The 12,866-nt window shown below is 61.3% G+C and carries 12 protein-coding genes; 10 read left to right on the forward strand and 2 right to left on the reverse strand.

Annotated elements, in window-relative coordinates; genetic code table 11:
- Positions 1 to 17: 17 nt before the first annotated feature.
- The gene (locus tag ACYVIS_RS00995; RefSeq protein ID WP_232742399.1) at positions 18 to 1,268 is read right to left on the reverse strand and encodes a CaiB/BaiF CoA transferase family protein; all 1,251 of its coding nucleotides are present in this window, start codon (positions 1,266 to 1,268) and stop codon (positions 18 to 20) included.
- 135 nt (positions 1,269 to 1,403) lie between these two features.
- Between ACYVIS_RS00995 and ACYVIS_RS01000 the strand changes: the two genes are divergently transcribed.
- Together ACYVIS_RS01000 and ACYVIS_RS01005 are read left to right on the forward strand one after the other, a co-directional pair.
- Positions 1,404 to 2,255 (forward strand): IclR family transcriptional regulator, encoded by an 852-nt coding sequence (locus ACYVIS_RS01000; RefSeq protein ID WP_232742398.1) that lies wholly within the window; start codon positions 1,404 to 1,406, stop codon positions 2,253 to 2,255.
- Between the two features lie 236 nt (positions 2,256 to 2,491).
- Positions 2,492 to 4,060 carry an ABC transporter substrate-binding protein gene (locus tag ACYVIS_RS01005; protein WP_232742397.1) on the forward strand — a complete coding sequence of 523 codons (1,569 nt, stop codon included), beginning with the start codon at positions 2,492 to 2,494 and terminating at the stop codon, positions 4,058 to 4,060.
- An 11-nt stretch (positions 4,061 to 4,071) separates the two neighbouring features.
- Here the strand turns inward: ACYVIS_RS01005 and ACYVIS_RS01010 are convergent, their stop codons facing one another.
- A complete protein-coding gene (locus ACYVIS_RS01010; RefSeq protein WP_232742396.1) occupies positions 4,072 to 4,989 on the reverse strand; it encodes a LysR substrate-binding domain-containing protein in 918 nt (305 codons plus the stop codon).
- A 22-nt stretch (positions 4,990 to 5,011) separates the two neighbouring features.
- Between ACYVIS_RS01010 and ACYVIS_RS01015 the strand changes: the two genes are divergently transcribed.
- From ACYVIS_RS01015 to ACYVIS_RS01050, 8 genes are read left to right on the forward strand one after another with little or no spacing between them, the layout of a single operon-like run.
- On the forward strand, positions 5,012 to 6,145 hold the full coding sequence (locus ACYVIS_RS01015; RefSeq protein WP_232742395.1) for an NAD(P)/FAD-dependent oxidoreductase: 1,134 nt from the start codon (positions 5,012 to 5,014) through the stop codon (positions 6,143 to 6,145).
- The gene (locus tag ACYVIS_RS01020) at positions 6,126 to 6,419 is read left to right on the forward strand and encodes a (2Fe-2S)-binding protein (protein WP_232744764.1); all 294 of its coding nucleotides are present in this window, start codon (positions 6,126 to 6,128) and stop codon (positions 6,417 to 6,419) included. Before ACYVIS_RS01015 ends, ACYVIS_RS01020 begins: the two co-directional genes overlap by 20 nt.
- Positions 6,416 to 7,816 (forward strand): NAD(P)/FAD-dependent oxidoreductase, encoded by a 1,401-nt coding sequence (locus ACYVIS_RS01025; RefSeq protein ID WP_232742394.1) that lies wholly within the window; start codon positions 6,416 to 6,418, stop codon positions 7,814 to 7,816. Before ACYVIS_RS01020 ends, ACYVIS_RS01025 begins: the two co-directional genes overlap by 4 nt.
- Positions 7,813 to 8,955, forward strand: coding sequence for an NAD(P)/FAD-dependent oxidoreductase (locus tag ACYVIS_RS01030; protein ID WP_232742393.1), 1,143 nt, complete (start codon positions 7,813 to 7,815; stop codon positions 8,953 to 8,955). The genes ACYVIS_RS01025 and ACYVIS_RS01030 overlap by 4 nt, the downstream gene beginning before the upstream one ends.
- Entirely contained in the window at positions 8,952 to 9,893 is a 942-nt protein-coding gene (locus ACYVIS_RS01035) for an ABC transporter permease (RefSeq protein WP_460873024.1), read from the forward strand. Before ACYVIS_RS01030 ends, ACYVIS_RS01035 begins: the two co-directional genes overlap by 4 nt.
- Complete coding sequence (locus ACYVIS_RS01040; protein ID WP_232742391.1) at positions 9,890 to 10,765, forward strand: ABC transporter permease; 876 nt, start codon at positions 9,890 to 9,892, stop codon at positions 10,763 to 10,765. Before ACYVIS_RS01035 ends, ACYVIS_RS01040 begins: the two co-directional genes overlap by 4 nt.
- Positions 10,766 to 10,767: 2 nt before the next feature.
- Positions 10,768 to 11,766, forward strand: coding sequence for an ABC transporter ATP-binding protein (locus ACYVIS_RS01045; protein WP_460873025.1), 999 nt, complete (start codon positions 10,768 to 10,770; stop codon positions 11,764 to 11,766).
- A complete protein-coding gene (locus ACYVIS_RS01050) occupies positions 11,763 to 12,737 on the forward strand; it encodes an ABC transporter ATP-binding protein (protein ID WP_460873026.1) in 975 nt (324 codons plus the stop codon). Before ACYVIS_RS01045 ends, ACYVIS_RS01050 begins: the two co-directional genes overlap by 4 nt.
- Positions 12,738 to 12,866: the final 129 nt, after the last annotated feature.

Consider the following 12,866-nt stretch of genomic DNA (forward strand, 5'->3'; position numbering starts at 1 on the left):
ATATCCTCTTTAACCTATTAAAGTGTTGATGCGTCTGTAGCCGATGGGCGGCGACCTATGACGCCCGTGCCGGCCAGCCGGGTGAGATCTTCCGCCGAATAACAAAGCAGTCCGCCCAGCACTTCGTCTGTGTGTTCGCCCAGCAGGGGCGGCCTGATATAGGTGTCGATTGGGTCGTGCGTAAACCGGATCGGATTCGCAATGACATCGAGCGGGCCACGGCCATCGTCGCGCACTGGCGCGCGCAATGTTCGGGCAGCAACTTGCGGGTCGGCAAAGGTCTGTGCCATGTTGTTGATGGCACCTGCCGGGATGTCCGCCGCCACCAGTGCCTGCAGGCATTCCGCCGCGTTGCGCTCGGCAAAATGCGCCTCCAGAATCGGAATCAGGGTGTCGCGGTTTCGGATACGCATGACGCCGGCCGAGAAGCGATCGTCGCTGGCCCATTCCGGGCAGCCCAGCGCCTGGCAAAATCGGACGAACTGCGCATCGTTGCCCACGGTGAGCATGATCGAGCCATCGCGGCACTTGAAGACCTGGGATGGCACACCGCCGTTACCCGAGTTGCCTCGGCGGGGAAGCATCTGCCCGGAGATAAGATAATGCATGGCGTAATGCGACATGGTGGCCACCGTCGAATCCAGCAGCGCGAGATCGATGTAATCGCCCTGGCCGCCGTTATGCGCACGTGCGTGCAAGGCCGCAACAATCGCCACATCGGCATACAAGCTTGTAATGACATCGGTAATGGAAAGGCCCGTGCGCAGAGGCCCGCCCGCCGGATGCTCGTCCGGGTAGCCGATGCTGCTCATCAAGCCCCCCATGGACTGGAAGATCGCGTCGTAGCCGGGGCGCCTGGCGTATGGGCCGGACTGGCCGAAACCGGTCAACGAGCAATAGACAAGCCCAGGGTTCTGCGCCGACAGGCTTGCATAATCCAGGCCGTGGCGCGCCAGCGTGCCGACACGAAAGTTTTCAATGACGACGTCTGATTTGGCCACCAACTGCTGCACGATACGGCTACCCTCAGGCTTGGAAAAATCCACGGCCACCGAGCGTTTGTTGCGATTCGCCGCCAGGAAAAACGCTGTTCCGCCTTCGTCTTCCTCCCCCAGAAAGGGCGGCCCATAGCGACGGGCCTCATCGCCCGTGCCTGGCTGCTCGATCTTGATCACCTCGGCACCCAGGTCGGCGAGCATCTGACCGGCCAGGGGGCCAGCCAGCACCCTGCTCATGTCAATAATGCGAACACCGTCCAACTTACCCATTGTCTTGCCTCCACGCATTCTTTGTCGGCCCGATCGCGCCGCGCCTTCTTTGATGAGGGAAGTTTCAATCCAACGGAGGCCCTTGTCAAATGTTATTCTTATATGAGATTATAAAATTCTCCATAGAAAATAAATATGACTAAATCTGAGATATTCGAAGGAGCGGGCCCCCTGGCCCGCACGCCGCAAGACCTGGATCTTGCCGCTGGAAAGGTGGTGGGCGCGGCCTTTCAGGCCACACGGCTCATGACCTACGCGGCCAACTGCCACGTGCCCTGGAGTGCCGCGGACGCCGCGCGCGAACTTGGCCTCAACCCCAGCACCTGCTTCAATCTGGTTCAAACCCTGCTTGCGGTGGGATGGATAGCGGGCGCCGATCTTATCGGCCCGGGAAAGCGTTATGTTCTGGGCAGCAGTTTTGTGAACCTGGCGCACCGGACAGCCTCGCGAACGGTCGATCTGCGCGAAGTTATGCCGCGTTTGCAGGGGTACGCCGATCGCTGGAAAGTCACCGCGACGATCTGGCAGCGGCAATCCTTGACGCGCATGGAATTGGTTGCCGTTGCCAGCTGCCACACAGCCGTGAATGTTCAAATGCCCATAGGCCAGCGTTTACCCATACTGATGGGAGGAATGGGACGCGTGCTGGCTCTGCAGAGCGGCCTGGAAGACGCCACGCGCGAAGCCATCTTCAATGAATTGCGATGGGATCGATCACTGACATTCGCCCAGTTCATGGCACAAGCCAGGAAAGCAAAGCGCGTAGGCTGGGGGCTGGACGAGGGGTATATGAACAGGTCGGTAACAGCATTGGCCGTTCCTGTTTCGTCCAATGCGGATCGAATCGTGGAATATGTGTGCAGTGCAACCATGTTCCGCCATCAGTACGCCACGGCGGTCTTGCCATCGTTGGCAAATGCCTTGATGCCTATTGCGAGTGGCGTATCGGAAATCGTTTATGGCAATCAGGTAGCGGGGGTTGACTGAAGCGTGAATACAGGCGAATCCAGCTTTCCAAACTAGGATTAACCCTAAATTCCCAGCAATCGTCCCCCTAAGTAAAAACCCTTAAATTTTTCATCGCCTCCTGCCACAAAGTCCTCAATCCACCTACTCTATAACCTTTTTGAATACGGTATGTAAATAAAGGACTTTGACTCATATTCTCCCCGAATCTAGCATGTGCCACTACAGCACTAAACCAACTGGATCGAGGAGACATCATGAAGCTGAATCTACTGCCCGCCCTGGCCCTGGTCGCGCTTGGCCTCTGCACCGTGCCGCCGGCACCGGCCCACGCGCAGGACACTCAACGCCCCACGCTGCGCATCAGCTCCGGCGCGGCCGATAACGCCACGCTTGACCCGCATCGCGCCACCTCCACCCATGACAAGGGCGTGGTCAGCCAGATGTTCAATGCGCTGGTTCGCTTCCCGCCCGGCAGCGCCGATCCCACCAAACTCGAACCGGACCTGGCCGAAAGCTGGGACGTGTCGGACAACAGCAAGGTCTGGACCTTTCACTTACGCAAGGGCGTGCAGTTCCACGGCGGCTATGGCGAACTGACCGCCGCGGACGTGGTTTACTCCCTGGAGCGCGCCGCCGACCCAAAGCGTTCGAGCTTTGCATCGACTTTCGTCGGCGTAGACAGGGTTGAAGCCCTGGACGACTACACGGTGCGCATCACCCTGAAGTACCCCGACGCACGCTTCCTGGGCCGCGTATCGAACTACCACGGCGGCAATATCGTCAGCAAGAAGGCCGCCGAAAAGCTGGGCACCAAGTTCGGTGCCTCGCCCATAGGCACGGGCCCCTTTGCTTTCAGCGAGCATGTTACCCAGCAGTATGTGAAGCTGCTTGCCAACGACAAGTACTACCGGGGCAAGCCGAAGGTTGCGGGCATCCTATACCGCATGATTCCCTCGGACAGCGCCCGCGAACTGGCATTCGACTCGGGCGAGGTGGATATTATCCAGGGCAAGCGCGAACAACGGTGGGTAGAGCGCGCACGCAAGCGTGGCTATGATGTTGATATTTTTGAACCGGCCGAATTCCGCATTCTGCACCTGAACCGCCACTTCAAGCCGCTGGATAATCTCAAGGTGCGCCAGGCCATCGCAGCCGCCGTCGATGTCGACCAAATCGTGAAGTATGCGGGCAAGGATGTTGCGACCAAGGGCTGCTCCGTGGTGCCCGAAGGGTACCTGGGTCATGACTGCAGCGCGGGTACCTATGTGCACGATGTAGCCAAAGCCAAGAAGTTGCTGGCCGAGGCGGGTTACCCCAACGGCATCGAACTCAAGTCTATAGTCTCGAACATTTCAGCCCAGCAGCCCATCATGGAAATCGTGCAGGCGCAACTGGCTGAAGCGGGCATCAAGCTGAATATGGAAGTGGTGGACCACGCCACCTACCAAGCGCGCAGCCGCAAAGACCAAAGCGCCATCGTCTTCTATGGCGCGGCCCGATTCCCGAACGCCGACGCCTATTTGTCCGAGTTCTTCGACTCCGCGTCGGAAATAGGTTCGCCCACCGCCATGTCGAACTTCTCGCACTGTTCGGTTGCCGATACAAGCATACGCGCCGCCCGTATCGAACCCGATCCGGCCAAGCAGCTTGCGCTTTGGAAGGACGCCCAGCGCAAGATTCATGACGATGTCTGCGGCATTCCACTGTTTGGCCTGAAGCAGGTGTGGCTTCATTCCGCCAAAGTGCACTACGGCTATGACCTGAAGGGTTCGCTGAATCTGGCGCCGCCCATCACCGAAAAGACCACGTTCGAGTCCAAGTAAGCGGAAAGCCATCACACATTATGGAACGACTCATCCGATACCTGTTGTGCCACGCTCCGGGCCACGTTCATGAAAGACTCGACCAGGTTTGCATTGCGGGTGCCTCGCCCGCGGCACAACTGAAAAGTGGCCACGATTTCCGGATCGAAACGCCGCAGAACAATGCGTTTGCCTACCCATTCCGCAAACAAAGGATGGACCAGCGACGCACCCAGGCCCGCCGCCACAAACTCGCACACCGTGGGCGCCGTCACGGCATTGAGCACGAGATTCAGGTGCGCCCCCTCGGCGCTGAAAATCTGCCTCACCAGTTTGTCTGTCAGGCTGCCAGACTCAAACGTGATGAAAGGAACGTTGTCCAGGTCGCTGGCGCGGATTACCCGCTTCTGCGTCAAGGCGTGATTCGGGGGCAGCGCGCAGAACAGAGGCGAAGAAAGCATGGGCTCCCGATCAATATAGGGGTTCTCGACAGCATTGCTGACCAAAGCCACGTCAATCTGTCTGGCTACCAGCCAGTCCGCCAGGAACTGCGAACTGCGTGCCTGTATGGACACATGGACGCCGGGATTGACCTTGAGAAAGTCCATGGTGACACGGCGCACGAACGAACCAGACAGTGCAGGCATAACGCCTATGCGCAGCTGTCTCTGCTCATCGCGGCGAATGGAATCCACCGCCACTTCGATCTGATTCAGACCGACAAATATACGGTCGATTTCTTCATACAAACGCATGCCGTGGGGCGTAGGCGCCAGCTTGCCTTTGACGCGCTCGAACAGGGCCAGGCCGGTGGCCTCTTCGAGTTTCATCAGCAGCTTGCTGACCGCGGGCTGAGACACGAACAAGGCTTCCGCCGCGCGATTGACCGTACCGTATTCGATCACGGCTTTGAAGGCCTCGACCTGGCGCAGGTTCAATGATTTTTTCATACACCCATCCAAAAGTACGCGAATGACCAAACTGGAATCTTATGACGTAATCGTAATTGGCGCCGGCATGGTGGGCGCGGCCATTGCCTACGGCCTGGCCGGGCGCGGCCGCAAAGTGCTGGTTCTGGACGGCGCCGATACCGACTACCGGGCTGCCAAGGCCAATTTCGGCTTGATCTGGGTACAGGGCAAAGGCCAGAATGCCCCCGCCTACCAGAAATTGTCGCGCCGCTCGGCACAGCTATGGCCCGGGTTTGCCCAAAGCCTGGAACAGGAAACCGGCATGGCCCTGGATTACGAAAGCCGGGGAGGCCTGCACTTCTGCCTGGGTGAACAGGATTGGACTGAACGCCAGGCCAGGTTGGACACCTGGCATGCGCAGGCCGCGGACGAACCACCCTGTACCCGCATGCTGGACCGGAATCAATTGCAGGCCATATTGCCCGGTGTGCGCCTGGGCCCCGATGTAAGCGGCGCAAGCCTGGGGCAGGCCGACGGCCACGTCAACCCTCTAAAGCTTCTCGCCGCGCTTCATCAAGGCTTGATGCTGCGCGGCGCAACAATCCTGGGTAACCGCCCTGCAACGGGTATCACAGCGCTGACGGGCGGCGGCTTCTCCGTCGCGGCCGGAGGTGAATGTTATGAAGGCGCGCAAATAATCATTGCCGCGGGACTGGGCTCCGCGAGCCTGGGCCGCATGGTGGGCCTGGATGTCCCTCTGCGCCCCCAGCGTGGCCAGCTCCTGGTCACCGAGCGCTTGCGTCCGTTGCTTCCCTTGCCGGCCAGCGGCCTGCGGCAGACAGCGGAAGGCACGGTCATGATAGGCGTGACCCAGGAAAATGTCGGCTACGACTTGCATACGACCTCCAGTGCCGCAACACGTTTGGCCCACAACGCCCTGCGCATACTACCCGACCTTACGCAGGCGCGCCTGGTGCGCCATTGGGCCTGCCTGCGCATCCTGACGCCGGACGGCTGCCCCGTCTATGCCGGCTCTGTTTCCCATCCCGGCGCCTGGATAGCGGTTTGCCATTCCGGCGTAACCCTGGCCGCGTTTCATGCGGGCCCTCTTTCGGACTGCCTGCGCGATTCGACCTTAACCGCCAATCTGGATTTCTTTCACCATGAGCGATTCGATGTTTCGACAACTGCCTGATTCCGGCGCGCAAGCGCTCACCCTTTATATCGATGGCCTGGCCGTCAAGGCACGCCCCGGCGAAACAGTCGCGGCCGTGATACTGCGCCAGGCTTCACCCGTAAGCCGTACGACGCCTGTGCTGGGCAATCCTCGCGCACCCTATTGCATGATGGGTGTGTGCTTCGAATGCCTGGCAATCGTGGACGGCGTAGCGTCAACCCAAACCTGCATGCTGCCCGTGCGCGAGGGCATGCGGGTTCAACGTCAACATGGCAAACGGAGCATCGCATGAACGAAAAGATCGACTTGCTTATTGTTGGCGCAGGCCCAGCCGGCATGCAAGCCGCGATCCAGGCCCGCGACCATGGCCTGAGCGTACTGGTGGCCGACGACCAGCCGGCCCCCGGCGGCCAGATTTGGCGTGCCGTGGAACGCGTTGCCGACCAGGCTACCGGCGCCATTCTCGGAGAAGAATATCGCGCGGGCGCGGCGGTGGCTCGCCGCTTCCGTGACTGTGGCGCGGACTACCGTCCCATGACCCAGGTATGGCAGATAGAACAGGGCTGGCATGCGTACATGACTCAGGGCGAGAAAGCGACCGTGGTGCAGGCGGACAATATTCTGCTGGCTACCGGCGCCCAGGAACGGCCCGCCCCCTTCCCGGGCTGGACCCTGCCTGGCGTCATGACCGTCGGGGCCGCGCAAATCCTGCTCAAGACATCGAACCAGGTTCCCGCGGACCCGGTATGGATTGCAGGCAGCGGCCCGCTGGTGCTGTTGTATATCAAGCAACTCCTCGAGGCGGGCGGCAGGGTAGCCGGCTGGCTGGATACGTCACCTGCGGACAGCAGGCGTCGAGGAATCCCGCATTTCCTGTCCGCCCTGCGCAACTGGCGCGACCTGCGCAAAGGCTACCGCTGGCTGCAGGCTATCCGGAAAGCGGGCGTTCCTGTCTATGCGGGCGTAGCTCAATTCCGCGCCGAAGGCGAAGGCCGTATGACAGAGATTGTCTTTTCCACCGGCAACGGCCCGGAACGACGCGTACCTGCCAAGCTGCTGCTGGTCCACGAAGGTGTGGTGCCCTCCATACATATGAGCAGTGCCATTGAATGCCAACACGCCTGGATGGACAGCCAACGCTGTTTTGCACCGCAAGTGGACGCCTGGGGCGCAACGAGCCAGCCGGGCATCTACGTAGCGGGCGATGGGGCCGGCATTGCCGGAGCGCGCGCGGCTGGCCTGCGCGGCCAGCTTGCGGGCCTTGCCATTGCAGCGCGTGCGGGCAAACTGAGCACGGCAAACGCCGATGCGCTCGCCGCGCCGCTACGCAAACAACTGCTGCGCGAACTGGCTGTGCGGCCCATGCTCGATGCCATGTATCCACCGCGCGCCAATACGGCATCGCCTTCCGACGACACCATAGTCTGCCGGTGCGAGGAGCTCACGGCCGGGGATATACGCGCCGCCGCGAAGCTGGGCCAGCCGGGACCGAACCAGATCAAATCCTTCACCCGCGCCGGCATGGGCCCCTGCCAGGGACGCCAATGCGGCTATACCATTGCCAATATTCTGGCCGAAGCCCAGCAGCGCCCGGTTCCAGAGGTGGGCTTCTATCGCATCCGTCCTCCGCTGAAGCCCCTGACGCTGGGCGAGCTGGCCTCCCTGACCGACGAGGCAGGCTCGCAATGACAGCCCCGATCTATGACGTGGCCGTCATCGGCGGCGGCCTGCATGGTTTGTCTTCGGCGCTGCACCTGAGCCGGGCCGGCAAGCGCGTGATCGTTCTCGAGCGCCACTGGTCCGGGCGCCATGCATCGGGAGCCACCGCGGCGGGCGTACGCACCTTGAACCGCGATCGCGGCGAACTGGACCTGTCCCTGGAAGCGATGGAAATGTGGCCCAGGCTGAACGAGCTGGTGGGCGACGACTGTGGCTTTCATGCCAATGGGCAGGTCTGTGTGGCCGAAGACGAGGCCGCCCTGGCACAGCTGCAGGCACATGTCGATGCCCTGCGGCGCGATGGCTACACGCATGAAGAACTGCTTGGCCCTGATGAACTGCATCGCCTGCTGCCGGCGCTCAGTCCGCACTGCCGCGGCGCATCGATTGCGCGCCGCGATGGCGCCGCGGACCCGCACCGCGCATTGCGGGCTTTCCGCCTGGCGGCGCAAGCCGCCGGCGTCACCCTGCACGAGCATTGCGGCGTCAATGCCATCGAGCGGCGCGGCGCCGACTGGATGCTCATCACGGACAAAGGCAATTGGACGGTACCTGTCATCGTCAATGCCGCCGGGGCATGGTCGGCCCGCATCGCCGCCATGGTGGGGGATGACATTCCATTGCAAGCCAAATCGTCGATGATGATGGTGAGCGAACGCCTGCAACCCTTTATCAAGCCCGTGGTGGCCATCGTTGGGCGCTCACTGTCATTCAAGCAGGCCGATCAAGGAACCCTGGTGATAGGCGGAGGCCTGCAAGGCATCCCCGATCTGGACAAGGAAACGTCGACGGCCCGCATGCGCGTATTGGCCAAGGGTGCGCAAGCCGCCACGGATCTCTTTCCTGGCGTGAGGAATGTCCGTATCGTACGTGTGTGGGCCGGCCTGGAAGCTAAAACTGAAGATCTTCTGCCCATTGTTGGCCCTTCGCCGAATGCTCCTGGCGTGTTTCACGCTTTTGGTTTCTCCGGCCATGGGTTCCAGCTTGTGCCTATCGTCGGTGCGGTGCTGACCGACTTGATTGTACGCGGCAAAACCGACCGGGCCATAGCCGGGCTCGGCGCCCAGCGGCTGATGGGCACGCCGCCAATAAAGGAAGACACCCGATGATACGCTTTACCATCAAACGGCTGTTGCAAGCCATACCGACCTTGCTGGCCATGTTGACGGCCGTGTTCATTCTGGTGCGGCTGGTGCCGGGCGATCCCGCCGCGGTCATGCTCGGCGACCATGCAAGCGCCGAGGCGCTGCGGGCGCTGCGATTGCAATTGGGCCTGAACCTGCCCCTGCACGAGCAATACTTGAATTTCCTGGGCAATGTGCTGTCCGGCAACCTGGGGGTTTCAATGTCCACGGGCAGGCCTGTGCTGCAGGAAGTGGCGGCGGTGCTGCCCTGGACACTGCAACTGACGGCTTCGGCCATTCTTATAGGCACGCTCCTGGGCCTTCCGCTGGGCGTGTGGGCGGCACTGCGGCGCAACGCATGGCCCGACTACCTGGGCCGCCTGTTGTCATTGACCGGACTCTCCTTCCCGGCCTTTGTGTCGGCCATCCTCATGCTGCTGGTCTTTGCCATTCAGCTCAAATGGTTCCCGGTCATCAGCCATGTCACGACAAACAGCTGGAAGGATCTGCTGCTCAACCTCGCCTTGCCTGCGTTCAACCTGGGCTTGATCATGATGGCCTACGTCATGCGCGTAACGCGTTCGTCCATGCTCGGCGTGATGGGCGAAGATTACATCCGCACCGCGCGTGCCAAGGGAATACGCCCTTTGCGCCTGATCGTTCGCCACGGCTTGCGCAATGCGCTGATTCCCATCGTGACCGTGATTGGCCTGTATTTCGGGACACTGATCGGCAATTCCGTCCTGACCGAGATCGTGTTCAACCGCCCAGGCCTGGGCAAGTTGATCCTGGGCGCTCTGAACGTACGCGACTACACCCTGCTGCAGGGCCTGATGATCGTGTTCGCCTCGTGCGTGATTTTCGTCAATCTTGCGACCGACCTGATATACGGGCTCGTCGACCCAAGGGTAAAGTATCAATGACTGCAATCGCTACCGCCGCCGCGCCGGCCGCGCCGCGCTCCAACGCCCTCTGGGCCGCACTGCGCCGCAACCGCCTATCCTGGATCGGGCTGGGCCTGCTGCTTGCCATTGTTCTGGTGGCAATTTTCGCGCCTTGGCTTGCTCCGCACGACCCGTTGAAACAGCATATTGTTTCCCGCCTGGAGCCCCCTTCTTCCGAGTTCTGGCTCGGCACCGACAGCTATGGCCGGGATGTGCTCTCGCGCATGATCTATGGCTCGCGCGTTTCACTCCTGGTGGGCTTTGTCGCCATCCTCATCGCCATGACCATAGGCTCCTGCCTGGGCGTGCTGGCCGGCTACCTGGGCGGCCTGTTCGATCGCCTGGTCATGGGCCTGGTGGACGTGCTTCTGTCCTTTCCCACTCTGGTGTTGGGCCTGATGGTGGCGGCGATGCTCGGCGCGAGCCTGGAAAACCTGATTATCGCGATTGCCATCACCGAAATAGCGCCGTTCGTGCGAGTGGCGCGCGCGCCAACCATCGCACTCAAGAACCGTGACTTCATCGAAGCGGGGCGTGCGCTGGGCTACGGCCCGCTGCGCCTCATGGGTGTGCATATCGTGCCCAACATGATTTCAGATGTCATCGTCCTGGGCTCGCTGTGGATGGCCTCGGCAATACGTACCGAAGCGTCATTGAGCTTCATCGGTTTGGGCGTACCACCTCCCACCGCGACCTGGGGCAGCATGATACGGGAAGGCTTCGAGCACATCCTGGATGCATGGTGGCTGACTGTATTCCCCAGCCTGGCGATCCTGCTGACTGTGCTTGCCTTGAACCTTCTGGGCGATGCCTTGCGCGACGCCATCGACCCCAAGCTACGTTCGGAGTAAACATGGCCACAGAAACCCCATCACTGGAGCTACGCGACCTGCGCACCGAGTTCCGCATCGGCGGAACCTGGCATGCCGCCGTGCGTGGCGTGTCGCTGTCGGTCGCCAAGAACGAAACCCTGGCCATCGTGGGTGAGTCGGGCAGCGGCAAGAGCGTGACGGCATTGTCCATACTGCGCCTGATGCCAAGCTCGGGAGCGCGGCATGGCGGCGGCCAGGTATTGCTGGAAGGCAAAGACTTGACCGGGCTTTCCGAGAGCCGGATGGCAGCCGTGCGCGGCAACGACATCGCCATGATCTTCCAGGAGCCCATGACCTCGCTCAACCCTACCATGACCATAGGCGACCAGATTGCCGAAGCCGTGCGCCAGCATAGAAAACTGGGCTGGAAAGAGGCCCGCAAGATTGCCCTGGAAGTCCTGGAGGAAGTGAAGATTCCCGCGGCGGCCCAACGCTTTAAGGATTATCCACACCAATTCTCGGGCGGCATGCGCCAGCGCGTCATGATTGCAATGGCGCTTGCCTGTCGCCCCAAAGTGCTGCTGGCCGATGAACCGACCACGGCGCTCGATGTCACCATACAAGCGCAGATCCTGACCTTGCTGGACGATTTGAGGCAGGCATATGGCATGTCGGTTGTGTTTATCACACACAACCTCGGGGTCGTGGCGCAAATTGCCGACCGGGTTGCCGTCATGTACGGCGGAGAGATCGTGGAACTGGCCGATGCCGACACCCTGTTCGCCCATCCCACCCACCCCTACACCGAAGCGCTTCTGCATGCCATGCCGCGCGTGGATACCGACTCGATCTCCTTGCAGCCCATACCCGGCAGCGTGCCGGCGATCAGCGCCATGCCTAAAGGCTGTACCTTTGCGGCGCGCTGCCCGCTGCGCGAAAGCATCTGCGAGGCAGAACATCCACCGCTGACCACGCTGGCAGACGGACGACACCAAGTGCGCTGCTTTGTGCGCGCACGCCAATCGGGAGAACAGGCATGAGCGCCCTCTTGCAAGTCAAGAACCTGGTCAAGCGCTTTGAAAGCGGCGGCGGCCCGTTGGGCGGGCCGAAGCAGATAGTCCGGGCCGTCAACCATGTATCGTTCGAGGTGGAGCGCGGTCAATCCGTGGGCCTGGTGGGAGAATCCGGCTGCGGTAAATCCACGGTGGCACGCACACTGCTGCGCCTGGTCGAGCCCGACGAAGGCTCCATCCTGTTCGATGGCATCGAGCTGCGCAATGCCAATTCGGCGCAGATGCGCACATTGCGCCAACGCATTCAAATTGTGTTCCAGGACCCTTTCGCCTCTTTGAACCCCAGGCTTACGGTGCGCCAGACGCTTTCAGAGCCCTTGCGTGTACACAAATTGGGGACTTCACGTGAAATCGATGCACGCATCGGCCGGACACTGGATGAAGTGGGCTTGCCGCACACGTCGCTGGATCGCTACCCCCATGAATTCTCCGGCGGCCAACGCCAGCGTATCGGTATAGCGCGAGCCCTGGTGCTCGATCCGGAGCTGATTGTGGCCGATGAGCCCGTGTCGGCTCTCGATGTATCCGTGCAGGCACAGATACTGCAACTATTGGAGCGCCTTAAGCGGGAACGACGCCTGTCTTTCGTGTTTGTATCGCACGACCTGGGCGTAGTCAGGCATTTCTGCGACGAGGTCTGCGTCATGTACCTTGGTCGCATCGTCGAGCGGGGCAATACGGCGCAGGTTCTGGACTCTCCTTTGCATCCGTATAGCAGGGTGCTGCGGGATTGCTCGCCCGTACCCGACCCGGCCGCACGCATTACCCTGAGCAGGATCACCGGCGAGATACCCGCGCCCACGAACCTGCCCCCAGGCTGCACCTACCACCCGCGCTGCGCGGCAGCCCAGGCCGACTGCCGTGCTCAGGTGCCTGTGCTGAAGGAGGTTTCTCCCGGACGCGATGCCGCGTGCTTTCATCCGCTGGTGAAGGCGTGAAACCCCAGCCATGAAGCGGCCGGGGAGTCCGGGCGCAGCGGGAATTCAAACGCAAGAGCCGGAGTGTCTTGAAGCCATCGAAGATTTAAATTGCCCCTGACCGATGTATTCTTTAACCGCAAGGAGTCG

The sequence above is a fragment of the Paralcaligenes ginsengisoli genome (assembly GCF_054781135.1).

Bases quoted from the DNA above. Each gene is read 5' to 3' on its own strand.
- ACYVIS_RS00995 (WP_232742399.1), bottom strand. From the start codon at position 1,268: ATGGGTAAGTTGGACGGTGTTCGCATTATTGACATGAGCAGGGTGCTG.
- ACYVIS_RS01000 (WP_232742398.1), top strand. From the start codon at position 1,404: ATGACTAAATCTGAGATATTCGAAGGAGCGGGCCCCCTGGCCCGCACG.
- ACYVIS_RS01005 (WP_232742397.1), top strand. From the start codon at position 2,492: ATGAAGCTGAATCTACTGCCCGCCCTGGCCCTGGTCGCGCTTGGCCTC.
- ACYVIS_RS01010 (WP_232742396.1), bottom strand. From the start codon at position 4,989: ATGAAAAAATCATTGAACCTGCGCCAGGTCGAGGCCTTCAAAGCCGTG.
- ACYVIS_RS01015 (WP_232742395.1), top strand. From the start codon at position 5,012: ATGACCAAACTGGAATCTTATGACGTAATCGTAATTGGCGCCGGCATG.
- ACYVIS_RS01020 (WP_232744764.1), top strand. From the start codon at position 6,126: ATGTTTCGACAACTGCCTGATTCCGGCGCGCAAGCGCTCACCCTTTAT.
- ACYVIS_RS01025 (WP_232742394.1), top strand. From the start codon at position 6,416: ATGAACGAAAAGATCGACTTGCTTATTGTTGGCGCAGGCCCAGCCGGC.
- ACYVIS_RS01030 (WP_232742393.1), top strand. From the start codon at position 7,813: ATGACAGCCCCGATCTATGACGTGGCCGTCATCGGCGGCGGCCTGCAT.
- ACYVIS_RS01035 (WP_460873024.1), top strand. From the start codon at position 8,952: ATGATACGCTTTACCATCAAACGGCTGTTGCAAGCCATACCGACCTTG.
- ACYVIS_RS01040 (WP_232742391.1), top strand. From the start codon at position 9,890: ATGACTGCAATCGCTACCGCCGCCGCGCCGGCCGCGCCGCGCTCCAAC.
- ACYVIS_RS01045 (WP_460873025.1), top strand. From the start codon at position 10,768: ATGGCCACAGAAACCCCATCACTGGAGCTACGCGACCTGCGCACCGAG.
- ACYVIS_RS01050 (WP_460873026.1), top strand. From the start codon at position 11,763: ATGAGCGCCCTCTTGCAAGTCAAGAACCTGGTCAAGCGCTTTGAAAGC.